The organism is Streptococcus mitis, from assembly GCF_946190335.1.
In the GTDB taxonomy this organism is placed as follows: domain Bacteria; phylum Bacillota; class Bacilli; order Lactobacillales; family Streptococcaceae; genus Streptococcus; species Streptococcus mitis_CH.
On record NZ_CAMHZN010000001.1, the window covers coordinates 281,866 to 306,948 of the forward strand.

Below are 25,083 nucleotides of genomic sequence, written 5' to 3' on the forward strand. Positions count from 1 at the left end.
AATAAAATACCCTAAGATATTTTGATTTTTATCTTGATTATTACCTAAGAACTGGGGTAGCTGGATTCGAACCAACGCATGAGGGAGTCAAAGTCCCTTGCCTTACCGCTTGGCTATACCCCATTGATGAAATGGAGAGAGAGGGATTCGAACCCCCGAACCCGAAGGAGCGGATTTACAGTCCGCCGCGTTTAGCCTCTTCGCTATCTCTCCTACAATCAACATGGACCATTATATCATGAAAATTTCAAAAAAACAAGACTTATTTTGCTAAATTATAATTTTCAATCAAAATTTCCACAGCTTTTTCCAATTTTTTATAAAAACTATCGACATTCCCATTCTTTATAATGGCAAATTGTCCATCTAATTCGGCAATTTCTCCGATAACTTTTTTACCGATAGTCAATGTATAACCTTCAAAACTGTCTTTTCCTACATTAACCTTGGCATCTGCTACTTGAATTTCAATTTTTTTATCTTTCTTACTCATTTCATACCTCTCTTCACTTTTTCTATTTTACAAGAAAATCCCAAAACTAGCAAGAAAAAACTCTATATCATTCCAAGTCTGATATAGAGTTTTCTGCTTTATTTAATGTGTTTTTCTAGTTCTTTTTGGTACTTACCGTTTGATTCCAATTTTTCTTTTTGCCATTTTTTCAGTGCTTCTTCATATTCTTTTGTTGTAACGATATCTTTTTGCAATTTCATTCCTTTAAAGATATATGGGTCACCCTTAATACCAACTTGTGAGTACGGTTTTGAGAATGGCACGACATTACTTACAACTGGAGAACCACCTGATGAAGCTGTTGGCATCAATAATGAACTATCTGTCAACCAAGCTTGAGCCTTGGCATATTTTTCATAGCGCTCTTCAAGATTTGTAGTTTCTGAATCGGCATCATCCAATAATTTCTTATACTGGTCCAAACCAAGTTTCGCTACGACATCCTTATCTTTCCCTTTAGTAATACCGAGGTGCTTCATGGCAGAACCTGATTTAGGATCCATGATATTCAAGTAAGATGCTGGGTCTTGATAACTTGGAGCCCATCCTGTACTGTTCAAATCATAGTCTTTTTGAGAAGGAACACGCGCTTGTGAAGTGATTGTTTCCTTTTCATTATCTGTCATTTGAAGAACATCGATGACAACATTTTCAGCACCAAGAGTTGATTCAATTGACTGTTTGAAAGAGTTACTTTGTTGAACGGCGATGGTGTCTGTTTGTTCAACTGGGACATCCAAGTGAATTGGGAAAGTTACCCCTTTAGATTCCAAGTCTTTCTTAGCTTTTTCGAACGCAGCTTTAGCCTTATCAGGGTTGTAGATAGAATCCTTACCGTCAACTAGCTCAACACCTTTCCACTGGTCACCATAGTTCACCAACTCTGCTTGAGCGATTTGACCAAAGTTTTTCCCACCTGCTTGTACAAAGTTGTCAGGAACAAGGCTGTTACGAATAATCTTATCCGCACCGTCTTCACCATTTAGCTGGGCAGCATAAGAATGGCGGTTGAAGGCAAAGTTGATAGCCTGACGGAAGTCCTTATTAAGCATAGCTTCTTTAGTAGAAGTCTTTTGCTCTTCACTTGTTTTCGCAGTTTTATTATATGACTGACGATTTACGTTAAAGGTGAAGTAATAACTACTTGAGTCCTGTGGGCTATAAGTGATTTTATCTCCGTATTGTTCCAAAGTTGAAGCAAAGTTTGAGCTACTTGGGAAGAGACGGGCTGTCGTATAGGCACCTGAAGAGAAGCTACGAATCAACGATTCCTGATCAGAACCATCGTAGTAGGTCAATTTGATTTTCTCGATTTTTACCTTTTCTTTATCCCAGTAGTTTGGATTTTTCTCGTATTCGATTAACGATTTAGATGTCAAGGTCTTCAAGATATAAGGACCATTGTAAAGAATCCCTGCTGGAGTAACTGCTCCATAATCTTTACCTGATGCCTTCAAAAACTCTTCATTTACAGGCAACATCGTTGCTGTTGTGACTTTAGAGTTCCAGAAACTTTCTGGTTTATTTAGGGTATATTCAACTGTATAATCGTCCAAGGCCTTAACACCAACTGTAGAGAAATCATTGGTCTCACCAGTCATGTAGGCATCCAAGCCCTTGATTGAATTTTGGATGAGAGAGACACCGTCTGACTTTCCGTCAGCTACGTGTTTTAGTCCTGTCACAAAGTCATGGGCTGTTACTTCTGCATATTCTTCGCCTTCTGATGTGTACCATTTAACTCCTTTACGAAGTTTATAGGTATAAGTCAAACCATCTTTTGAGACAGACCAATCTTCAGCTAAGGAAGGAATAACATTTCCGTATTGGTCATTTTCCATCAATCCATCAACCACATTCCCGATGACATCTGTTGTAGATGTACGAGTCGCTACACTATAGTCCAAAGACGCAGGATCTACTGCATAGACATATGAAAATGTTGTCGGTGCATCTGCTTCTTTATCAGCTTTTCCACAAGCTGCTAATAGAGCTGTTGTGCTCAGGACCACTCCTGCTGTTAAGAGCCACTTTTTCGATTTCATAAAAAATCTCCTTTAGTTAATTTTAATCTACTTTTACAATCCAACCTTCTGGCGCTTCAATGTCGCCAAACTGAATTCCTGTCAATTCATCATATAATTTACGAGTCACAGGACCTACTTCTATTTCACTATAGAAAACATGGAAATCATCACCGTGCTGAATTCCACCAATTGGCGAAATAACTGCTGCTGTACCACAGGCACCTGCCTCTACAAAACGGTCAAGCTTATCAATTGGGACATCCCCCTCAATAGGAGTTAAGCCCAAGCGGTGTTCTGCCAAATAAAGCAAAGAATACTTGGTAATAGATGGCAAGATAGAAGGACTCAATGGTGTTACAAACTCATTATCAGCTGTAATTCCAAAGAAGTTAGCTGAGCCGACTTCTTCAATCTTTGTATGTGTCGATGGGTCTAGATAGATAACATCTGAGAAATGTCGTGACTTGGCCAATTTCCCTGGCAAGAGACTTGCAGCATAGTTTCCACCAACCTTAGCCGCACCTGTACCATTTGGAGCGGCACGGTCGTATTCATCTTGAATCAAGAAGTTGGTTGGAACCAATCCACCCTTAAAGTAATTTCCAACTGGCATGGCAAAGATAGTGAAAATGTACTCTTCTGCTGGTTTAACCCCAATAATATCTCCTACTCCAATCAAAAGAGGGCGAAGATATAATGTTCCACCTGTTCCGTATGGAGGTACATATTCTTCATTCGCACGGACAACTGCCTTACATGCTTCTACAAACATTTCTGTTGGAACTTGTGGCATCAAGAGACGGTCACATGTACGTTGTAAGCGTTTAGCATTTTCATCAGGACGGAACAGTTGAACGCTGCCATCCTTAGTGCGATAAGCTTTCAAACCTTCAAATGCTTGTTGTCCATAGTGGAGACTTGGAGAAGACTCTGAAATATGCAAGGTTGCATCTTCTGTAAGCTCTCCTTTATCCCATTGTCCATTTTTAAAATGAGCAATATAGCGATAAGGTAATTTCATATAGGAAAAACCAAGGTTTTCCCAATCAATCGTTACTGTCATATTCCACTCCTTATTCTAAAAACCTATTTCTTATATTCTACACTATTTTTCTAAAATAGCAAGTATATTTTGTAATTTTCAGAAAATTTCTTCAATAAAAAGAATCAGCTCTGAGAACTGATTCTTCATTTCACTTATTTGGCTTCTGTAAATACTTCTTTAAGATAAGCGTCAAAAACTTCTTCATCTGAAATCGTATCAGAAATGAAACTTCCGTTGCTAGTGCGTTCTGACAAGTTCAAGTCTTGCAATCGGCTTTCATAGATTGTTCCTTTGTTTGATTGAACAAGCAGAGTTTGGTCGTTCTCTTCCACATCTGTACTGAAGAGATCACCAATAAAGCCTTGTTCTGCAACTGCTCCTGCCAAGAAGACACGATGCGGTTTGTTTTTCAACTCACGCAAGACTTGTAAGCCACGTTTGGCACGGCTGGTTGCCGGAATTTCATCAATAAAAACACGTTTCAAACTTCCACGTTGAGTCAAGAGATAGAATGATGAGGTGTTACAGATAAAGGCAGATTGGAGGATGTCATCTTCTTTCAGGTTCATAGCCTTGACCCCTGCCGCCTTGGCACCAACAACCGGAACCTCTTCGATATTAAAACGCAGGGCATAACCGTTTTGACTAATCAAGAGAACATCATCCAGTTTAATTGGAGCCACTGCTACAATCTGGTCTGTCTCGTCTTTGAGCTTAGCATACTTGACTGACTTAGATTTATAGGTCCGCCATGGAGTGAACTCTTTTCGCTCTACACGCTTGATGTGACCAAGACGAGTCGCCGCAAAGTAGGTTGTCGCATCATCAAACTGATCCACGACTTCCACATAAAGGATTTCTTCGTTAGTTTCGAAGTTTGTGATGGTTTGGCTCAGATGCTCTCCGATATCCTTCCAGCGAATATCTGCCAATTCATGAATTGGTCGATAAATGACATTTCCAAGAGTCGTGAACATCAAGAGATGCTGGGTTGTCTTAGCAGCTTGTACAAAGATCAAACGGTCATCATCACGTTTGCCAATTTCCTCTAGCGTTGAAGCTGCAAAAGAACGCGGGCTGGTACGCTTGATGTAACCAGCCTTGGTCACGCTGACGTAGGTATCTTCCTCAGCGATCAGACTAGCTGTGTCAATCTCGATTGCTTTCGCAGTATCTTCTAACGAACTCAAACGCGGAGTGGCAAATTTCTTCTTAACCTCACGAAGTTCTTTCTTCATGAGATTGTACATGGTCCGTTCATCTCCAATGATAGCAGCAAGCATGGCAATCTTTTCACGAAGTTCTGCTTCTTCTTCCTGCAAGACAACTACGTCTGTATTGGTCAAACGGTAAAGTTGCAAGGTAACAATAGCTTCAGCCTGCTCTTCCGTAAAATCATAACTGACCTTGAGGTTTTCCTTGGCATCAGCCTTGTTCTCAGAAGCTCGGATAAGGGCAATGACTTCATCTAAAATAGAGATGACACGAATCAAACCTTCCACGATATGGAGACGTTTTTCAGCCTTATCCTTGTCAAAGCGGGAACGTGCCAAGATGACTTCGCGACGGTGGGCAATATAGCTAGACAAGATTGGGACAATCCCGACCTGACGAGGTGTGAAATTATCAATCGCCACCATGTTAAAGTTGTAATTGATTTGTAGGTCAGTATATTTGAATAGATAGTTGAGAACGAGCTCGGTATTAGCATCTTTCTTGAGTTCAATAGCAAGACGAAGACCATCACGGTCAGACTCATCACGAACCTCAGCGATCCCTGCCACCTTGTTATTGACACGAACATCATCGATTTTCTTGACCAGATTGGCCTTATTGATTTCATAAGGAATCTCAGTGACAACGATTTGTTCCTTACCACCTTTTAGCTTTTCAATCTCAGTCTTGGAACGAACAACCACGCGCCCTTTCCCAGTTTCATAGGCCTTCTTGATTTCGTCACGCCCTTGGATGATAGCTCCTGTAGGGAAATCTGGTCCTGGTAAGAATTCCATGAGTTTATCCACCTTAGCTGTCGGGTGGTCAATCATATAAACAGTGGCATCAATGACCTCAGCTAAATTATGGGGTGGAATATCTGTGGCATATCCAGCCGAAATCCCAGTCGAACCATTGACTAAAAGGTTTGGAAAGGCTGCTGGCAAGACTGTCGGCTCTTTCTCCGTATCGTCAAAGTTCCAAGCAAAAGGAACTGTCTTTTTCTCGATATCTTGAAGAAGGTAGCCAGCAATTTCAGACAAACGCGCCTCGGTATAACGCATAGCCGCAGGCGGATCTCCGTCCATAGAACCGTTATTACCGTGCATTTCGACCAAAATCTCACGGTTTTTCCAGTCCTGTGACATACGAACCATAGCATCATAGATAGAACTGTCACCGTGTGGGTGAAAATTCCCCATGATATTCCCGACAGACTTGGCCGACTTACGGTAACTTTTGTCAAAGGTATTACCATCCTTATTCATCGAATAAAGAATGCGGCGCTGAACCGGCTTCAATCCATCACGAATATCTGGCAAAGCCCGGTCTTGAATAATGTACTTGGAGTAGCGACCAAAGCGCTCTCCCATGATGTCCTCAAGGGACATGTTTTGAATGTTACTCATATAGGATACAGAGCCCGTAAAATACCAAGTGAAAATAGAAAATTCTTGAAGTAAGAAAGCTCACAAGAGAATTTATCTTTTTCACCTAGCATTTAGGGCGTGTTCAACTCCTTTCAAAGAATGTAGAGTAGTTTTTATACAGTGAAGAGTATTTTACGGGAATTAGTCCCATGTTCAGTTACCGTAAGAAACCAAACAATCCTTTCTGTAGTTTAATCTTTTAAATTAGTCAGCAATTAAGAAGTCTCTCCTCAACGTATTGAATCATCTTCTCAGCTACTTCTTTATCGTAGTCATAATCCATCTTTTGAGAAAGGGACTGAGCCTCTTGGTGGAAAAGTTGCATCGTATCAAACAAAGACTGAGTGATTTTGTCACTATTTGAGAAATCAAGTAGACTTGAGAATTCCTTTCCTTTCTCAGTAGGTAAATAGTTAAAAAGATACTTATAATTCTTGCCTATATCGACCACTCCCCTATTACTTGCAACCTGCCAAGCTAAGACTTTTAACAACTCTTGCTGACAAATACCATAGAGATGGTCAGTGGCATAGATGACTTGCTTACGACAGATTCCTTTGACCACGTAGGCTGACACCCACCAAAATTCATTGCAGACTTTTTCAAACTCTATCGCACTAGCTGGGCTTGTCCAGTAACGCTCTAGATTTTGAGAATAGGGTTCAAATAAATGTTCTGGATCTTCTAAAACAGTGAATCCTGCCTCACTATCCACCCACTCTTTGATGTGCTCTTTTGGGCAAAGAGTCAAATCAATGCGGTTACCATCCTCAGAGAGCATGAGAAATAGACGGCGATGTCCCAACCTAACTTCTTGCTCGATAATGCGTTTGCCAAACTGGTCCAACCAAGAAAGGTCACTCGTCAGGGCATCTAAATCCTCCACAACATAGACCACGTCGTAATCTTGAAACTCATCTTTTAGTGCTTTTGCATCAGTTCGTGAACCAGACATGGCGACAGCCTCGACTTTTAGACTTTTTGCTGTGTGTAAAATTAGATTCAACATTTTGGATTCTGTTCTCATGGTAACACCTGTTTTTTATTTGATATTCCTGTATATTAGCATACTATTTCTCAAGTTAAATTAGTTAATCAATTATAAAAGATTTAGCTATTCTTCTCTCAAAGTTTTTAATTTCGACAAAATTCTAGATTCATCCATGCTTAAAATAACAAATAAAGTCGAAGTATAGACGTCATCGTACCATTGTTCCAATTCATCATCAGCCAAATCAAGATGATATTGATTTGAATTATTGTGCCTTAAACCAAAATTACTATACATTTCAAAAAGTTTTTCAAACGCGATAACCTTTTGATTATTAACTTTCATAATATCTTTTAATTCTTCAGAATTATTTAGTTCTCTCCTAAACGGTTCAAGGTAGTTCGCTAAAGCAATAAGTATTTCTTTCTTACGCTGAATATTTCCCTTATTTGCAAAATGATTATATTCTAAAACCTTTATTGCATCTTGTATATTTGTCTCAGATATAATCTGAGAAACTTCTGAGGCATAAACATTCTTTTCAACAATGATCTTGTCACCATTTTCTAAAGTGATCAGTTCATGATTTGATAATTCTAAGAATCTTGTAATATTATCAAATATAACTTGAATAAACTGACATTCTTTTTCTGTAAATTTTCCCTCAAGATTATTAAATATATCGACTAATAACTCAGAGAAAACAAATAGTTGTTCAGTTGTATCATAGATGTTTGAAATAATAACTTCTATCATTTGTGAATAACTGGTGAACGTTGATCGATTAGGATAATCTAAGAAATTATCAGAAATGGCACTATTTATTGTTGTATAATAGCCGTGGCCCAAATTATTCTCCATTTTAAGTAAGTCCACTAAATTTTTCAGTTCTCTCTGTGGATCAAACTCCATCTGGTTCAAAATATCAAAATAATTTCGTCTCGCCATAATATCTCCTATACTATCTTAAAACACCGTCGCTTCTTCCAGCGTAAACTTAACATTGTCTTCAATCCACTTACGTCGTGGTTCGACCTTGTCGCCCATGAGGACATTGACGCGGCGTTCGGCGCGTGCTAGGTCTTCGATGGTGACACGTATGAGGGTACGGGTTTCTGGATTCATGGTTGTTTCCCAGAGTTGGTCTGCATTCATCTCACCAAGACCTTTATAGCGCTGTAGGGTAGCGCCTTTACCGAACTGCTTGCGGAGTTCTTCAAGTTCTCCGTCTGTCCATGCGTAGGCCACTTCTTCTTTCTTGCCTTTACCTTTTGACATCTTGTAAAGAGGCGGAAGGGCAATATAGACGTGTCCTGCCTCAACTAGCGGACGCATGTAGCGGTAGAAAAATGTCAAGAGTAAAGTCTGAATGTGGGCACCGTCGGTGTCCGCATCGGTCATGATAATGATCTTGTCATAGTTGGCATCTTCAATGGAGAAATCTGCTCCAACACCCGCACCAATGGTATAAATCATGGTATTGATTTCTTCATTTTTGAGGATATCCGCCATCTTGGCTTTGGCTGTATTGATAACCTTACCACGAAGAGGCAAGATTGCCTGGAACTTACGATCACGGCCTTGTTTGGCAGAACCTCCGGCAGAATCACCCTCGACTAGGTAGAGTTCATTCTTAGCTGGATTCTTAGACTGGGCTGGGGTCAATTTCCCAGACAGCAAGCCCTTATCCTTTTTATTTTTCTTACCATTTCGGCTCTCATCACGCGCCTTACGTGCCGCTTCACGAGCATCACGAGCCTTGATAGCCTTACGGATGAGGTTAGAAGCCAGTTCCCCATTTTCCATGAGGAAGAAGGTCAACTTATCCGCCACAATTCCATCCACAACGGGACGAGCAAGCGGGCTTCCAAGTTTATCCTTGGTCTGTCCTTCAAACTGGAGGTGTTCTTCAGGAACAAGAATAGAAAGAACGGCTGCTAGTCCCTCACGGTAGTCTGAACCTTCTAGGTTCTTATCTTTTTCCTTGAGGAGGCCTGTCTTACGCGCATAGTCATTCATAACCTTGGTAATGGCAGACTTGAGCCCAGTCTCATGTGTTCCACCGTCCTTGGTGCGAACGTTATTGACAAAGGACAGAATGTTATCTGAAAATCCATCATTGTACTGGAGAGCTACTTCCACTTGGAAACCATTGTCTTCCCCTTCAAAGTAAAGGACTGGCGTCAAGGTTTCCTTGTCTTCGTTCAAATAAGAAACAAAGTCTTGTACCCCATTCTCATAGTGGAATTCAATCGCTTCATCTGTTCGTTTGTCCGTCAGAGATAAGGTCACATTTTTTAAGAGAAAAGCTGATTCATTGAGGCGCTCTGAAATGGTATTGTACTTGAAGTCTGTCGTAGAAAAGATAGTCGAATCAGGCATAAACGTAACCTTGGTACCTGTCTTAGACTTAGGCGCTGTACCGATTTTCTTCAAAGTCGTAACAGGTTTGCCACCATTTTCAAAACGTTGCTTGTAAACTGCACCATCACGAGTAATTTCAACTTCCAACCAGCTTGATAGGGCGTTTACAACGGAAGATCCAACCCCGTGGAGACCACCAGAAGTTTTATAGCCTCCTTGACCGAATTTTCCTCCGGCGTGAAGAATAGTAAAGATAACCTCAACTGTTGGGATTCCCATAGCGTGCATACCTGTCGGCATCCCACGTCCGTGGTCTTGCACAGTCAAACTCCCATCTTTATTGATGGTCACATCAATACGATCACCAAATCCAGACAAGGCTTCATCGACTGCATTATCAACGATTTCCCAGACGAGGTGATGGAGACCAGCGCCATCGGTCGACCCAATGTACATACCTGGACGTTTACGGACCGCATCCAACCCTTCTAGCACCTGAATGGCATCATCATTATAATTGTTAATATTGATTTCCTTTTTTGACACAAGGAACCTCCTATTCGTTCATCTTTACTATTCTACAAGTTTTCCAAGGATTTTGCAAAATTTTTCTTTCTCCGGTGTGACAATTTCAGAAGAGATTCTCTGCCTTTCTTCTCCATTTCATGATATAATAGGAGTATGATTACAATAGTTTTATTAATCCTAGCCTATTTGCTGGGTTCGATTCCGTCTGGTCTCTGGATTGGACAAGTATTCTTTCAAATCAATCTGCGCGAGCATGGTTCTGGTAACACTGGAACAACCAATACCTTCCGTATTTTAGGTAAGAAAGCTGGTATGGCAACCTTTGTGATTGACTTTTTCAAAGGAACCCTAGCAACACTTCTTCCGATTATGTTTCATCTGCAAGGCGTTTCGCCTCTCATCTTTGGACTTTTGGCTGTTATTGGTCATACCTTCCCTATCTTTGCTGGATTTAAGGGTGGCAAGGCTGTCGCAACTAGTGCTGGAGTGGTTTTCGGATTTGCACCTGTCTTCTGTCTCTATCTAGCAGTTGTTTTCTTTGGAACCCTCTATCTTGGTAGTATGATTTCACTGTCTAGTGTCACAGCATCTATCGCAGCCGTCATCGGAGTTCTACTCTTTCCACTTTTTGGTTTTATCCTGAATAACTATGACCCTCTCTTCATCGCTATTATCCTAGTACTTGCTAGTTTGATTATCATTCGTCATAAGGATAATATCGCTCGTATCAAAAACAAGACTGAAAATTTAGTCCCTTGGGGATTAAACCTAACCCATCAACATCCTAAAAAATAAAACGCCAGTTCTGAACTGACGTTTTTTGTATGCTTATTTTGATTTGATATAGTTAATACCATCTGCTTTTGGTGCAACTGCTTTTCCAAAGAAGGCTGCCAAGACAAGAATTGTCAAAACATAAGGTGCGATTTGAAGATAAACTGTTGGCACACCTTGTAGGAACGGCAATTGAGAACCGATAACAGCCAAACTTTGTGAAAGTCCAAAGAAGAGACTAGATAGCATGGCTCCGATTGGATTCCATTTCCCGAAAATCATCGCAGCAAGGGCGATAAATCCAGGTCCAACAATAGTTGTCACCGAGAAGTTAACTGAGATGGATTGAGCATAAATCGCTCCGCCAATTCCACCTAGGAAACCTGAAATAATAACCCCTAAATATCTCATCTTGTAGACATTGATTCCCAAAGTATCCGCTGCTTGAGGGTGTTCACCGACAGAGCGGAGACGAAGACCAAAGCGAGTCTTGAAGAGGATAAACCAAGCAAGGAATGAGAAGGCAATCGCTAGATAACCAAGTAGACTAGTTGACTTGAAGAAGATATCACCAATCACTGGGATATTTGCCAAGACTGGGAAATCAAAGCGTCCAAAAGTCTGACTTAGGTTGTCGGTTTGTCCTTTGTTATAAAGTACTTTCACCAAGAAAACAGCCAAGGCTGGCGCCATCAAGTTCAATACCGTACCGCTGACAACATGGTCTGCACGGAAATGAACCGTCGCTGCTGCGTGGATGATAGAGAAGAGACCACCAACCAATCCTGCTACAAGCAAGGATAGCCATGGAGTTGCTGCTCCAAATTGTTCTGCAAATTCAAGATTAAAGACAACTCCAGAAAAGGCACCCATAACCATAATTCCTTCAAGGCCGACGTTTACCACACCACCACGTTCAGAGAAAACACCACCGATACTTGTAAAGATGAGGGGCGCTGAGTAAATCAGCATAGAAGACACCAAGAGGGTGAGCAAGGTTGTAATAGACATCTTTACTTACCTCCTTTAACTTGTTTTTTAGGTTTGACAAAGCGTTCGATAAGGTAATGAACACTGACAAAGAAGATAATAGACGCTGTTACAATGCTGACAAGCTCAGACGGTACCTGCGCCGCATTCATACCAGGGGCTCCAACTTGGAGAACACCAAATAGGAAGGCTGCAAATAGAATACCAATTGGTGAGTTGGCCGCAAGCAGACTAACCGCCATCCCGTTAAATCCGACAGCTAATGATGCCCCTTGAACATAGACATTCTGGAAGGTTCCAAGCCCTTCAACAGCTCCACCAAGACCTGCCAAGGCACCTGAAATAATCATTGAGAGGATAATCGTTCGTTTGGCAGAAATACCAGCATATTCTGATGCGTGAGGATTAAGACCAACCGCACGGATTTCAAAACCAAGAGTCGTTTTCTTGAGCATGAACCAAATGACTGCAACAGCAATAATGGCAAAGAAAATACCAATATTCATCCGCGAGTTACCAGTCAACTCAGATAACCAAGGTGTCTGATAGGTTGCATTAGCCCCAACACGAATGGTCGAATCTGTACTTTGCATGAAGTCTTTAGGGAAAGCATGGATAAAGGCATTTCCTACATACAAGACGATGTAGTTCATCATGATGGTTACAATAACCTCTGACGTCCCTAGATAGGCCCTAAGAATACCTGGAATCGCTCCGACAATCCCACCAGCAATCAAGGCAATCACGATGGTTGCTAGAATCATCAAGGGACGTGGCATATCTGGATGCGACAGAGCAAACCAACCACTGAGAATCCAACCTGCCAAAGCCTGACCAGGAAGCCCAACGTTAAAGAAACCGGCGCGACTGGCAACGGCAAAACCAAGACCAATCAGGATTAGAGGCCCCATAGCACGGAAGATTTCTCCAATCCCACGCAGACTACCAAAGGCTGTATAGAACAATTCTTCGTAGCCCCAAATAGCATCATAACCGAAGATCCACATAACAATGGCTCCGAGTAAAATTCCTAGTAAGACAGAAATCAAGGGAACCGAAATTTGTTGTAATTTTTTAGACATCACTCTTCTCCTTTCCCAAGTTTCCACCAGCCATCAAGACACCAAGTTCTTGTTTGTTGGTTGTTTCTGGTGATACAATACCTTGAATTTTACCATCGTGGATAACGGCAATACGGTCTGAGACGTTTAAAATCTCATCCAATTCAAAGCTGACAACAAGGACAGCCTTGCCATTATCACGCTCTTCAATCAAGCGCTTGTGGATATACTCAATGGCACCGACATCCAAACCACGAGTTGGCTGGCTGACGATAAGGAGATCAGGATCACGATCAATTTCACGAGCAATAATTGCTTTTTGTTGATTTCCTCCTGAGAGTGCAGCTGCAGGCACAAATTCACTGGCAGCACGAACATCAAATTCTTCCATTAGCTTTTTAGCATAAGAAGTAATATTTGAATAGTTCAAAATTCCATTTTTACTATGTGGTTCTTTATAGTAGGTTTGAAGGGCAATATTTTCAGATATCATCATTTCCAAAATCAAGCCATCACGGTGACGGTCTTCTGGAACGTGCCCAACACTCAACTCTGTAATTTGTCGTGGGTGCAAGCCTACAATTGAATCTCCTTTTAGCTCAATGCTACCAGATTCAACCTTGCGAAGACCTGTAATGGCTTGAATCAGTTCAGACTGACCATTTCCATCAATCCCCGCAATACCAACAATTTCTCCAGCACGAACATCCAAGGACAAATTTTTAACAGCTGGAACACCACGGTTTTCATTGACCACCAAATCTTTGATAGACAAAACCACTTCTTTTGGTTGAGAGGCTTGTTTCTCTGTTTTAAAGGAAACAGAACGACCCACCATCATTTCTGCCAAATCAGCATTGGTAGCCCCTGCAATTTCTACGGTTTCAATTGATTTCCCACGACGGATAACTGTAACGCGGTCAGAAACTGCTCGAATCTCGTCCAACTTGTGGGTGATCAAGATAATTGATTTTCCTTCTTTGACAAGATTTTTCATAATAGACATCAACTCATCAATTTCTGATGGAGTCAAGACAGCCGTTGGTTCGTCAAAGATAAGGATATCAGCCCCCCGATAAAGGGTTTTTAAAATTTCTACACGTTGTTGGGCTCCAACTGAGATATCTGCAACCTTGGCAGAAGGGTCAACAGCTAAGCCATAACGTTCAGAAAGAGCCTTGATTTCTTTGCTAGCTCCAGCAATATCTAGCACACCATTTTTAGTCAATTCACTACCTAAAATGATGTTTTCAGCCACTGTGAAGGCTTCTACCAACATAAAGTGCTGGTGAACCATTCCGATTCCCAAGCTAGCTGCTTTAGATGGTGAGTCGAGGTTGACAACTTGACCGTTGACCACAATTTCACCACTGGTTGGTTCAAGAAGTCCTGCTAACATGTTCATGAGCGTGGACTTTCCAGCCCCATTTTCTCCTAAAAGTGCATGAATTTCACCTTTACGTAGGTGCAGGTTGATTTTGTCGTTGGCAACAAATTCACCAAACACCTTGGTAATATCACGCATCTCAATGACATTTTCGTGTGCCATGTGCTCTTCCTTTCAGAGTCTTATTTTATTTCAATAAAACTTGCTAGTTTGTCTAGTAGCAAGCTTTACTGAGACAAAATGACTTTGTCTCAACTCTTAAAAAGCGGCCGATGGCCGCTTCCTAAGAAATAACTTCCATCCATTATTTTGCAGGAACTTTTACGCTTCCATCAAGGATTTTAGCTTTAGCATCTTCGACAGCTTTTTTACCTTCTTCAGAAAGGTTAGTTGTTACCAAGTCAACCCCTTTATCTTTCAATGAGTAAACGATCACTTGACCGCCAGGGAATTCACCTTTTTCTGCCTTGTTAGAAATATCTTTTACAGTTGTACCAACTTGTTTCAAAGTAGATACAAGAACAAAGTTTGATTCTTTACCATCTTTAGAAGTGTATTTACCTTCTGCTTCTTGGTCACGGTCAACACCGATAACCCAAACTTTTTCATTTTCAGGACGGCTTTCGTTGAGTGATTTTGCTTCTGCAAAGACACCAGCACCTGTACCACCAGCTACTTGGTAAACAACGTCTGCACCAGCTGCGTATTGTGCCGCTGCAATTGTTTTACCTTTGGCATTATCACCAAATGAACCAGCATAGTCAACTTGTACTTTGATAGATGAATCTACCGAGGCAACACCAGCCTTGAATCCTGCTTCAAAACGAGAGATAACTTCTGACTCCATACCACCTACAAAACCAACTTGTTTTGTCTTAGTTGTTTTTGCTGCAGCCACACCTGCGAGGTAAGCAGATTCATTATCAGCAAATGTTACGCTAGCAACATTCTTTTTATCTTTAATCACATCATCAATCAAGACATAGTTCAAATCAGTGTGCTCTTCTGCTGCATCTTTAACTGCATTGTGAAGGGCAAAACCAACTCCGAAGATTAGGTTGTAACTTCCAGCCGCTTGTTGCAAGTTGTTAGCGTAGTCAGCTTCACTTGTTGATTGGAAATAAGTAAAGCCTTTATCTTTTGAAAGATTGTGTTCTTTACCCCAGTCTTGCAAACCTTCCCAAGCTGATTGGTTGAATGATTTATCATCAACACCACCAGTATCAGTGACGATTGCTGCTTTTGTCTTCACATCAGAAGATGAAGCTGCGTTACGAGAAGAGCGGTTACCACATGCAGCAAGTCCAACTGCTGCCACTGCAACTAGACCAAGGCCTAGCCATTGTTTCTTGTTCATTACTGAACCTCCTAAATAAGATGTGCAACGATGTTGCAAGTATGGATTGGTTGGCCACAAGGACCGTGCCACTCAGAGAGCGACTCAGACTAGTTTAAGTCTGTAAAAGAGTATGGAAGTAACTCCCCGACCGTCATCTCGACCGTCGATTTATCTTTTGCGACTAAAGTCACTTTTAGATCTTGTTCAAAAAATTCGACCATTACTTGGCGACAAGCACCACATGGTGAGATTGGTTTTTCAGTCTGTCCATAGACAATCAATTCTGAAAATTCTCTTTGCCCTTCAGATATAGCCTTAAAAATGGCTGTTCTCTCACCGCAATTGGTCAAAGGATAGCTAGCATTTTCGATATTCACTCCCGTGTAAACACTTCCGTCTTTTGCCACTAAAACTGCTCCGATAGGAAAGTGAGAATAGGGGACATAGGCATGTTTGCTGGTTTCAATTGCTAGTTCAATCAACTCAGTAGTCGCCATCTGCCAATTCTCCTTTTAAAATGGCTACACCAGCTGACGTTCCGATACGTGTCGCACCTGCTTCGACAAAGGCAAGAGCATCTGCATAAGAACGAGCTCCACCAGCTGCCTTGACACCCATATCAGGTCCAACTGTTTCGCGCATTAATTGAACATCCGCTATCGTAGCGCCACCAGTTGAAAAGCCAGTGGATGTTTTGACAAAGTCAGCCCCCGCTCTCTGGGCTAATTGACAAGCCACAACTTTTTCTTGGTCTGTCAATAAGCAAGCTTCAATGATGACTTTAACCAACTTGTCACCACTTGCTTCTACTACTGCGCGAATGTCTGATTCAACCAAATCAAGATTTCCTGATTTGAGGGCACCGACATTGATCACCATATCAATCTCATCTGCGCCATTTTGAATTGCTTCTTTGGTTTCAAATGCTTTCACGGCTGAAGTTGTTGCTCCCAAGGGGAAACCTACTACTGTGCAGACCTTGACATCAGTGCCTTCAAGCCCTGTTTTAGCATATTCAACCCAGGTCGGATTGACGCAAACACTGGCAAAATCATACTCTCTAGCCTCAGACAACAAACAATCAATTTGTTTTTCTGTCGCATCTTGCTTCAAAAGCGTATGATCGATATATTTATTTAATTTCATATCCGGATTCTCCTGTCGTTTATGAGATAATTTCTATAATTTCTCGTAAACTTTGCACCCTATCATTTATTTTAACATATTTTTGAAAATCTGTAACTAGCTGAGGGGAGATTTTCCCATTTGTGTATACTTTTGCAACAATTTCTCCCTTTTGAACGGCATCTCCAACTTTCTTTTCAAAAACAATTCCAGTTTCATAGTCTAAGGCATCAGACTTGACTGCACGGCCTGCCCCCAGTCTCATAGCATAAAGCCCAAATTCCATAGCTGGAAGAGCTGAAATGACACCCGTTTCCTGAGCAGGGATTTCCACTACATGGGCTACATTTACAGGACGATAGAGGTCTTCCAAGTCTCCACCTTGGGCTTTGACCATCTCCTCAAACTTAGCTAGTGCTTGGCCATTTTCAAGATGTTGGCGAACTTCTTCAACTGTTTTATGTACATTTGTCAGGCCAAGCATAATTTGAGCCAATTCACAAATGAAGTGGGTAATATCCTGACGACCTTGACCTTGTAAAATCTCCAATGCTTCAAGGATTTCCAGACGGTTTCCAATCGCTCGTCCCAAGGGCTGGCTCATATCCGTAATCACTGCGACTGTTTTTCGACCAACAGCCTTACCAAGATCCACCATGGTTTGAGCCAGTTCACGCGCCTCATCAACCGTCTTCATGAAGGCACCCTCACCGACAGTTACGTCTAGCAAAATAGCATCCGCTCCTGCCGCGATTTTCTTGCTCATCACCGAACTCGCAATCAAAGGAATCGTGTCGACAGTTGCGGTCACATCACGGAGGGCGTAGAGAAGCTTATCTGCTTTGACAAGCTGGTCTGATTGCCCAATGACAGATACACCAATATCCTGAACCTGACGAATAAAATCTTCTTGACTACGCTCTACTTGATAGCCCTTAACGGACTCCAATTTATCAATTGTTCCGCCAGTATGGCCGAGACCACGACCACTCATTTTTGCCACAGGAACACCAAAGCTTGCAACAAGAGGAGCCAAAATCAAGGTCACCTTATCACCAACACCACCCGTAGAATGCTTGTCAACCTTAACCCCATCAATAGCTGATAAATCAAACTCTTGACCTGTCTGAACCATTTTCATGGTCAAATCAGATATTTCTCGAGTCGTCATTCCTTTGAAATAAACTGCCATAGCAAAGGCAGACATCTGATAATCAGGGACAGTTCCTAACACATAGCCTTCAACTAACCACTCAATTTCACTCGAAGTCAGCTCTTGACCATCTCGTTTCTTTTGGATTAAATCAACTGCTCTCATTCTTTCACACTTCTAAGGATATAGTATCCCTTATCTTTTTTGACGACTCCACAATTGCCAAACACATCTTCCATCTTGGACTTGGCACTTGGAGCTCCTTGTTTTTTCTGGATAACGATAGTCAAATCCCCACCAGTTTCCAAGAAATCTTTGCTTTTCTCAATGATTTCATGAACAACTTGCTTGCCCGCACGAATAGGGGGGTTGGAAATGACATGGTCAAATTTTCCTTTAACTTGTTCATAGATGTTGGACTGGAAAATCGTCGCTTCTACTTTATTTCGTTCAGCATTTTGTCGCGCCAAATCCAAGGCACGATTATTGATATCGACCATGGTCGCCTGAACTCCATAAGCCTTAGCCAAGGACAAACCCAAAGGCCCATAACCACAGCCTACATCAAGGACAGTTTCTCCTTGGTTGACCTCCAGACACTTGAGCAAGAGTTGACTTCCGAAGTCAACCATTTTCTTGCTAAAAACACCCGCATCCGTTAAAAAGGTCATTTTTTCTCCCAACAAGTCCACTCTCAACTCATGAATGTCGTGAGCAGCATCAGGATTTTCTGCATAATACATTTTACTCATGAAACTATTTTACCATAATTTGCCTTAAATTGTAAATCGTTTACAAATTGATGACAAAATGAAAAAGGCTGAAGAAACCTAGTCAAGAAGACCTTTTCTTCAATCTCTTTCAGCTCTTATAAACGAATGACAAAGCATGTAGGAGCACAAATCTCTCATAGTCTACAGTCTGTAATCAGGCTCATTTTGATGTCTATTGCTTAACCTTCAAATACTTTATTATCAACAAAATTCCCAACAGGATGTTTAGATAAAAGCCCAACTGATACGTTTTTGTCAGGAATTCCAAACTTGTCCAAAGTCGTATCAAATCTTCTAGTGACATGCGGAAGAAATAACCCTCTGTAGCAATCCATAGAACTAAAAAGAAATAACTACCAGCAGCAAGCCATTTCGTCCACCGTTTTTTTAGGAAGAAAGCAATCAAGAGCGAACAGATAAAGACAGCTGTTACAATGGCATGTTCCATCAAAAAAGTAAAACCGTAATAGGTTTCCACAAAACGTCTACCATTATCTGCATTCGCCCCTTTTATAAAAGGTAGTGCAAAACTTAAAATAAAACAAAGTTCCAATATGTAACGTTTTAAGATTTTCATAGTACACCCCCTATAAGTTGTGAACTAAAAAGCCCCCTTTATAAGTTTATAAATCAGTAGAAACTATCTCCTACTTCATCAATAAATTGGTCAACCTCTATCCACCTCTATTATATAATATTGACTTACTACATTCAAGAAACCGCTTTATTTTTTTAGCTTTTTATGGTATGATAGACAAAATATCTAGGGGAAAACAAATGACCAACGAATTTTTACATTTTGAAAAAATCAGCCGCCAGACTTGGCAATCGTTACATCGAAAGACAACACCTCCTTTGACAGAAGAGGAATTAGAATCCATCAAGAGTTTTAATGACCAGATTAGCTTACAGGATGTTACCGATGTCTATCTACCCCTAGCCCATCTCATCCAGATTTACAAACGTACCAAGGATGATTTGGCCTTTTCAAAAGGAATTTTCCTTCAACGTGAAAGTAAAGCCCAGCCTTTTATCATTGGGGTTTCTGGGAGTGTTGCCGTTGGAAAATCCACAACCAGTCGCCTACTTCAAATCCTACTATCCCGTACACTTACAGATGCTACGGTTGAGTTGGTAACAACTGATGGCTTTCTCTATCCCAACCAGACCTTGATTGAGCAGGGGATTTTAAATCGTAAGGGATTTCCTGAAAGCTATGATATGGAAGCTCTTCTCAACTTCTTGGACCGCATCAAAAATGGACAAGATGTAGATATTCCTGTCTATTCTCATGAAGTCTACGACATCGTACCTGAGGAAAAGCAAAGCGTCAAAGCTGCTGACTTTGTGATTGTCGAGGGGATTAACGTCTTTCAAAATCCACAAAACGAGCGTCTCTATATTACTGACTTCTTTGACTTTTCCATCTATGTTGATGCTTCAGTTGATGACATTGAGAGTTGGTATCTAGACCGTTTCTTGAAAATGCTGAGCCTAGCCCAAAACGACCCTGATAGCTACTATTATCGTTTTACACAAATGCCGATTGGGGAAGTGGAATCCTTTGCCCATCAGGTCTGGACCAGTATCAATCTCACAAATTTACAAAATTATATTGAACCGACCAGAAATCGTGCAGAAGTGATTCTTCATAAAACAAAGAACCATGAAATCGATGAAATTTACTTAAAAAAATAATTTTCCCTTGTCAAAATGTAAGTTTTCAGATATAATGGTATAGTTAGTAAATATGGAGGTAAGAACATTGGCAAACATTAAATCAGCTATCAAACGTGCTGAATTGAACGTTAAACAAAACGAAAAGAACTCAGCTCAAAAATCAGCTATGCGTACTGCTATCAAAGCTTTCGAAGCAAACCCATCTGAAGAACTTTTCCGTGCTGCTAGCTCAGCTATCGATAAAGCAGAAACTAAAGGTTTGATTCACAAAAACAAAGCAAGCCGCGACAAAGCTCGTCTTTCAGCTAAACTTGCTAAATAAGAAACAGTCCATAGAGGCTGTTTTTTTGTCTCCATATAAGAAAGAGTAGAAAATGAAAATCGCAATTATCGGATATTCTGGTGCTGGTAAGTCAACTCTAGCAGAAAAGTTATCTCACTACTACTCCATTCCAAAACTTCACATGGACACACTCCAATTTCAACCTGGTTGGCAAGACAGCGACCGTGAATGGATGCTGACCGAGATGAAAAACTTTCTCACCAAGCAGGAAACTTGGGTCATAGATGGTAATTATTCTTGGTGCTATTACGAAGAAAGAATGAAAGAAGCTGACCAAATCATCTTTCTCAATTTTTCGCCATTGACCTGTCTCTTTCGAGCCTTTAAACGTTATCTCACATATCGAGGTAAGGTCAGAGAAAGTATGGCAGTTGGTTGTCAAGAACAGTTTAATTGGGAGTTTATCCGATGGATTCTTTGGGACGGACGGAGCAAATCCGCTAAGGAACGCTACAAGTGGGTTCAAGAAACCTATCCATATAAAGTGGTCATCCTCAGATCACAAAAAGAGATAGATCAATTTCTGGATAAGAAAAGGAAGTCCTCCAATTCATAAAGAAGGGCTTCCTTTTTGGCTATAATTATTTTGCAATCAAGGTTTCTAATCCAACCTTCATCATATCGGTGAAGGTATTTTGGCGTTCTTCTGCAGTCGTGTCTTCATCTGGATTGACCAAGCTATCAGAGATAGTCATAATAGCTAGCGCATCAACATGGTGTTGGGCTGCCAGATAGTAAAGGGCTGCTGCTTCCATTTCCACAGCCTTGACTCCCCATTTACCAAGTTCGATGTTCTTTTCAAAGTAGTTTGAATAAAAGACATCAGATGACAAAACGTTCCCAACATGAGTTGTCATACCGAGATTTTTGGCAATATGATAAGCCTTATCCAACAAATCAAAGCTAGCGATTTGTGGGAAATCGTACTGTGGCCAGTCATTGCGGATGATGTTAGAGTTGGTTGCAGCTGCCTGCGCCAAAACCAATTCACGGACATGAACATCTTCATTCAAAGAACCAGCAGTTCCCACACGAATCAATTTCTTCACACCGTAGTCAACAATTAACTCACGCGCATAAATCGAAATAGATGGCATCCCCATCCCAGTTCCCATGACTGATACACGGTGGCCCTTGTAAGTACCAGTGTAACCAAACATGTTACGCACTTCGTTAAAACAAACAGCATCTTCAAGGAAATTCTCCGCAATAAACTTAGCACGAAGAGGATCCCCAGGAAGAAGAATTTTATCAGCAATTTCACCCTGCTGAGCAGCAATATGGATAGACATAATATAACATACCAAACCCGTCAAAAAGCAAAGGGAAAATAGGAGTTGGGTGCAGTGAGCGATGCTCGCTAGACCAACTATCTTTTTCCCACTGCTTTTAGGGTGGGGTCAATTCCTTTCTTTCTTAATTTTGATGATATTGAGAAGATTAGAGCGGCTTTTATTCAAATCCGAACTCCCTTCTCTTCTGAGTTTTTAGAAAAGTTTTCCGCTCGTGTTCAAATCAGAACACACGCTCTACCTTTCTTTTTTTATTTTTATATTTCATAACTAGGAAAAATCGGATTCAATCAAGATTCCAATAGGCCTACTTCATTTTTATTTAAAGCAGTTATAAATAAATTGAGAGTTTTTTTAATCTTTTAAATCAAATCATTGACTAGAAGAAATGGGCATTTCCTACCTAATTACTTTATTCTTTGACTTCTGACTCAGTATGCTAGCCCAAGGAAAGTGGTCTAACATTTTTGCAAATTCATAGGCTAAAACAGCCGTTACTAAGAGATACGGAAGAGAATCTATACCTAGCCCAGTGAAACCTATAACTAATCCGGTTGCAGAAATGGGCGCCCTCAAGGTCACAGACAAAAAGCAAACCGATCCCAAAAGCAAAATGGTTGACTGGCTATCCAAACCTAGAATCATGCACAAGAGACCAGCTCCAGCCATCCCCAAGGCAAAAGATGGCGTAAGAGTACCACCATAGGCCCCTGCCCAAAGGATAATAAGAACGACCACTGCTTTTAGGAAAAACATGAGAAGCACTGTTTGACCACTGCTACCATTTAAAATTTCCTGAGCCATCATGCGTCCATTGCCAAGTAGATGTGGAAAGGAACTTGCAAGACCAACAAGAAAAAGAAAAGCTGAGGGCAATGTTAGAAGTATTCGTTTATCTTTTATTCTGTTTGAAGACGCTACCTTACTTAAGCGACCAAAAAGACAAGCTAGTGGAGTTAAGAAAAGAAGTAATAAGGGAATAATCCATATTTCCTTTAATGACCATGTTATCGCTGGAATCTGGTAGAGAGCCTGATCTGAAATAACCAAGCCTGCTATATAGGTTGAGACATAAGTAGTCAAACCGACTAAGACAAATCGTTTAATAGATAGAACAATTCCTAGAGTTTCAAAAACAAAGAAAACACTTGTTAATGGAACCTGATAAACAGCCGCTAAACCAGCACCAGCACCACAAGCAAGGAGAAAGATACGATCCTTCATAGACAGTATACATATTTTTCCAATTTGTCCTGCAAATAGAGTTCCAATCTCTCGTGGTGCAGCTTCTTTGCCAATAGGCGCTCCCCCTCCAACTGCAATGATCTGCCAAATTGAATGAAATAGCTGTTTTAGAAAATGAAGCTTGTATTGTGAAGTCTCATCCTTCATCTGAGCTTTGATGGAATAAATCTTCGACCCTTTTTGCAAGAAATACCAGACCAAGGATGAGCCAAGACCCACGATTATTAAACTTAGTCCTATCCGTGAGGAGGAAACTCCATCTGTCAAAAATCCTGTATGATGCTCTGACTGACCAAAAGCTAGACTCTCTACCATCTCTAAAAGATAATGGAGAAATATACCAGATAAACCCGAAACTATTCCTTGTAGAATTACTGCTAGGAACAATCTAAGATTATAAGGAATCTTTCGAAAAAATCTCCTCAAGTCTATTAACATGATTACAATTCTGCAAGAATCGCTTTAAGCAAGCCTTTGAAGTCACCTTTAACACGTTCTGTTACTTCTACAACTTCTTCGTGGTTGAGTTCTTCTTGGAAACCAGCCGCAAAGTTAGTAATACATGAAATTCCCAGAACTTTCAAGCCTGAGTGGGCTGCCACAATAACTTCAGGAACAGTCGACATACCAACTGCATCTGCTCCCAGTGTCTTATAGGCACGAATTTCTGCTGGGGTTTCATAAGTCGGACCAGTAACACCGATATAAACACCTTCGTCAAGCTTGATACCAAGTTTCTTAGCCACTTCATGGGCAGTAGCACGGTATTCTGGTGTGTAGGCCTTAGACATATCTGGGAAACGAGGACCAAAATCATCCAAGTTTTCACCCATCAATGGATTTTGCCCTGTCATATTGATATGGTCTGAAATAGCCATCAAAGTACCAGGTCCAAATCCAATACCGCCAGCTGCATTGGTTACAATGACACCTTCACATCCGAGCACTTTCATCACGCGAACTGGGAAAGTCACGACTTCCAGAGGATTTCCTTCGTAGAAATGGAAACGCCCTTGAAGAGCCAAAACCTTGCGCCCTGCCAGTTCCCCATATACTAATTTACCAGCGTGACCGACTACTGTTGAACGGCCCCAGTTTGGAATCTCAGCATAGTCTACTACAACTGGATTTTCAATTTCTTCTGCCAGTTCTCCAAGGCCTGATCCAAGGATTAGACCAAACTCAGGCGCTTGGATTCCCTTGTCTTTCAGGAAAGCAGCTGTTTCATTGATTTTGTCTAAAAATGTCATTGTGTGTCTCCTTTATTAGTTTTTAGCATTTGACCGATTTTGTCAAAGGTTTTTGCATTACGAATAGTAATATTGCGATAGAAAGGCATCTTGAGCAAGTATTTGTGATAGGCAGTTGCATAGTAGGATTCTTCAGAAAATTTCCCCCAGAAAATCCCAAGTTTTCCAAAATGAACGACTTCATCTTCCAATTCCAAACTGTTCACTTTCTCGATGACTTGATCCACATCCAAGCCCTCTGTGTAAAAGAGGACATCTTTTCGGGCTAGGTCTTTGGTCCACCAATCTGGTAGATTCTTCAGCTCTTCTTCATAATCTTCCTGACTCAGCAAAGAAAAGCTTTGAATAAATGTATAATGGACTGCAAAGAAAGTCTCTAATTCTTCAACCAATCGGGCCTTGGGTTCTGTCGAAGTAAAGAAAATGTTGCCACTGTTGATGTAGGTCTCAACCTTTTCCAGTCCCAACTCTGTCAGTTCTTGACGAAGTTGCGCCATGACAACCTTATTTTTCCCACCTACATTAATGCCCCTAACCAGCAAAGCATAACGCGTCAT

General features: G+C 41.0%; 24 protein-coding genes and 2 tRNA genes. 4 read left to right on the forward strand and 22 right to left on the reverse strand.

From position 1 onward, the window contains the following. Positions 1-51 precede the first annotated feature (51 nt). From N8O43_RS01480 to parE, 9 genes are all read right to left on the reverse strand, one after another. A tRNA-Gln gene (locus N8O43_RS01480) sits at positions 52-123 on the reverse strand. 9 nt (positions 124-132) lie between these two features. Then, positions 133-213, reverse strand: a tRNA-Tyr gene (locus tag N8O43_RS01485). A gap of 49 nt (positions 214-262) precedes the next feature. Further along, complete coding sequence (locus tag N8O43_RS01490) at positions 263-493, reverse strand: DUF2969 domain-containing protein (RefSeq protein ID WP_000037113.1); 231 nt, start codon at positions 491-493, stop codon at positions 263-265. 98 nt (positions 494-591) lie between these two features. Continuing rightward, a complete protein-coding gene (locus N8O43_RS01495; protein WP_084930114.1) occupies positions 592-2,559 on the reverse strand; it encodes a peptide ABC transporter substrate-binding protein in 1,968 nt (655 codons plus the stop codon). 22 nt (positions 2,560-2,581) lie between these two features. Beyond that, positions 2,582-3,604 carry a branched-chain amino acid aminotransferase gene (locus N8O43_RS01500; RefSeq protein ID WP_261008797.1) on the reverse strand — a complete coding sequence of 341 codons (1,023 nt, stop codon included), beginning with the start codon at positions 3,602-3,604 and terminating at the stop codon, positions 2,582-2,584. 134 nt (positions 3,605-3,738) lie between these two features. Next, the gene (gene parC, locus N8O43_RS01505) at positions 3,739-6,210 is read right to left on the reverse strand and encodes a DNA topoisomerase IV subunit A (protein WP_261008798.1); all 2,472 of its coding nucleotides are present in this window, start codon (positions 6,208-6,210) and stop codon (positions 3,739-3,741) included. Positions 6,211-6,439: 229 nt separating this feature from the next. Continuing rightward, positions 6,440-7,258 (reverse strand): aminoglycoside 6-adenylyltransferase, encoded by an 819-nt coding sequence (locus N8O43_RS01510; protein ID WP_261089184.1) that lies wholly within the window; start codon positions 7,256-7,258, stop codon positions 6,440-6,442. A gap of 87 nt (positions 7,259-7,345) precedes the next feature. Further along, entirely contained in the window at positions 7,346-8,170 is an 825-nt protein-coding gene (locus N8O43_RS01515) for a hypothetical protein (RefSeq protein ID WP_045611417.1), read from the reverse strand. Positions 8,171-8,188: 18 nt separating this feature from the next. Further along, complete coding sequence (gene parE, locus N8O43_RS01520; RefSeq protein WP_261053843.1) at positions 8,189-10,132, reverse strand: DNA topoisomerase IV subunit B; 1,944 nt, start codon at positions 10,130-10,132, stop codon at positions 8,189-8,191. A 135-nt stretch (positions 10,133-10,267) separates the two neighbouring features. Between parE and plsY the strand changes: the two genes are divergently transcribed. Then, complete coding sequence (gene plsY, locus N8O43_RS01525; protein ID WP_227325480.1) at positions 10,268-10,909, forward strand: glycerol-3-phosphate 1-O-acyltransferase PlsY; 642 nt, start codon at positions 10,268-10,270, stop codon at positions 10,907-10,909. Between the two features lie 33 nt (positions 10,910-10,942). Here plsY and N8O43_RS01530 read toward each other — a convergent pair whose 3' ends face one another. From N8O43_RS01530 to N8O43_RS01570, 9 genes are all read right to left on the reverse strand, one after another. Then, complete coding sequence (locus N8O43_RS01530) at positions 10,943-11,899, reverse strand: ABC transporter permease (protein WP_033677420.1); 957 nt, start codon at positions 11,897-11,899, stop codon at positions 10,943-10,945. A gap of 2 nt (positions 11,900-11,901) precedes the next feature. Then, a complete protein-coding gene (locus N8O43_RS01535) occupies positions 11,902-12,960 on the reverse strand; it encodes an ABC transporter permease (RefSeq protein WP_261089186.1) in 1,059 nt (352 codons plus the stop codon). Then, positions 12,953-14,488: an ABC transporter ATP-binding protein gene (locus N8O43_RS01540; protein ID WP_261089190.1), complete on the reverse strand. Its 1,536-nt coding sequence runs from the start codon at positions 14,486-14,488 to the stop codon at positions 12,953-12,955. The genes N8O43_RS01535 and N8O43_RS01540 overlap by 8 nt, the downstream gene beginning before the upstream one ends. A gap of 142 nt (positions 14,489-14,630) precedes the next feature. Beyond that, positions 14,631-15,683 (reverse strand): BMP family lipoprotein, encoded by a 1,053-nt coding sequence (locus N8O43_RS01545; protein WP_261089191.1) that lies wholly within the window; start codon positions 15,681-15,683, stop codon positions 14,631-14,633. Between the two features lie 89 nt (positions 15,684-15,772). Continuing rightward, positions 15,773-16,162, reverse strand: coding sequence for a cytidine deaminase (locus N8O43_RS01550; RefSeq protein WP_000246088.1), 390 nt, complete (start codon positions 16,160-16,162; stop codon positions 15,773-15,775). Continuing rightward, entirely contained in the window at positions 16,149-16,811 is a 663-nt protein-coding gene (gene deoC / locus N8O43_RS01555; RefSeq protein ID WP_261089192.1) for a deoxyribose-phosphate aldolase, read from the reverse strand. Before deoC ends, N8O43_RS01550 begins: the two co-directional genes overlap by 14 nt. A 19-nt stretch (positions 16,812-16,830) precedes the next feature. Next, entirely contained in the window at positions 16,831-18,108 is a 1,278-nt protein-coding gene (locus N8O43_RS01560; RefSeq protein WP_261089193.1) for a pyrimidine-nucleoside phosphorylase, read from the reverse strand. Next, complete coding sequence (locus N8O43_RS01565) at positions 18,105-18,695, reverse strand: class I SAM-dependent methyltransferase (protein ID WP_314726002.1); 591 nt, start codon at positions 18,693-18,695, stop codon at positions 18,105-18,107. Before N8O43_RS01565 ends, N8O43_RS01560 begins: the two co-directional genes overlap by 4 nt. Positions 18,696-18,888: 193 nt before the next feature. Further along, positions 18,889-19,293, reverse strand: coding sequence for a hypothetical protein (locus N8O43_RS01570; protein WP_261089195.1), 405 nt, complete (start codon positions 19,291-19,293; stop codon positions 18,889-18,891). A 200-nt stretch (positions 19,294-19,493) separates the two neighbouring features. On the opposite strand from N8O43_RS01570, the gene coaA reads away from it, so the two are divergent. The 3 genes from coaA (at position 19,494) to N8O43_RS01585 (ending at position 21,295) form a co-directional block, all read left to right on the forward strand. Next, on the forward strand, positions 19,494-20,414 hold the full coding sequence (coaA, locus tag N8O43_RS01575; RefSeq protein ID WP_261045184.1) for a type I pantothenate kinase: 921 nt from the start codon (positions 19,494-19,496) through the stop codon (positions 20,412-20,414). A gap of 67 nt (positions 20,415-20,481) precedes the next feature. Further along, positions 20,482-20,718 (forward strand): 30S ribosomal protein S20, encoded by a 237-nt coding sequence (rpsT, locus tag N8O43_RS01580; protein WP_001274000.1) that lies wholly within the window; start codon positions 20,482-20,484, stop codon positions 20,716-20,718. Between the two features lie 52 nt (positions 20,719-20,770). Continuing rightward, positions 20,771-21,295, forward strand: coding sequence for a DNA topology modulation protein (locus tag N8O43_RS01585; protein WP_261089196.1), 525 nt, complete (start codon positions 20,771-20,773; stop codon positions 21,293-21,295). Between the two features lie 25 nt (positions 21,296-21,320). Here N8O43_RS01585 and deoD read toward each other — a convergent pair whose 3' ends face one another. The 4 genes from deoD to N8O43_RS01605 all read right to left on the reverse strand — a co-directional run bounded on the left by deoD (position 21,321) and on the right by N8O43_RS01605 (position 25,083). Then, positions 21,321-22,031 (reverse strand): purine-nucleoside phosphorylase, encoded by a 711-nt coding sequence (deoD, locus tag N8O43_RS01590; RefSeq protein WP_000022094.1) that lies wholly within the window; start codon positions 22,029-22,031, stop codon positions 21,321-21,323. 399 nt (positions 22,032-22,430) lie between these two features. Then, entirely contained in the window at positions 22,431-23,714 is a 1,284-nt protein-coding gene (locus N8O43_RS01595) for a chloride channel protein (protein WP_261029989.1), read from the reverse strand. Between the two features lie 2 nt (positions 23,715-23,716). Then, complete coding sequence (locus N8O43_RS01600) at positions 23,717-24,526, reverse strand: purine-nucleoside phosphorylase (RefSeq protein ID WP_084929861.1); 810 nt, start codon at positions 24,524-24,526, stop codon at positions 23,717-23,719. Continuing rightward, complete coding sequence (locus tag N8O43_RS01605; RefSeq protein WP_261089197.1) at positions 24,523-25,083, reverse strand: DUF1697 domain-containing protein; 561 nt, start codon at positions 25,081-25,083, stop codon at positions 24,523-24,525. Before N8O43_RS01605 ends, N8O43_RS01600 begins: the two co-directional genes overlap by 4 nt.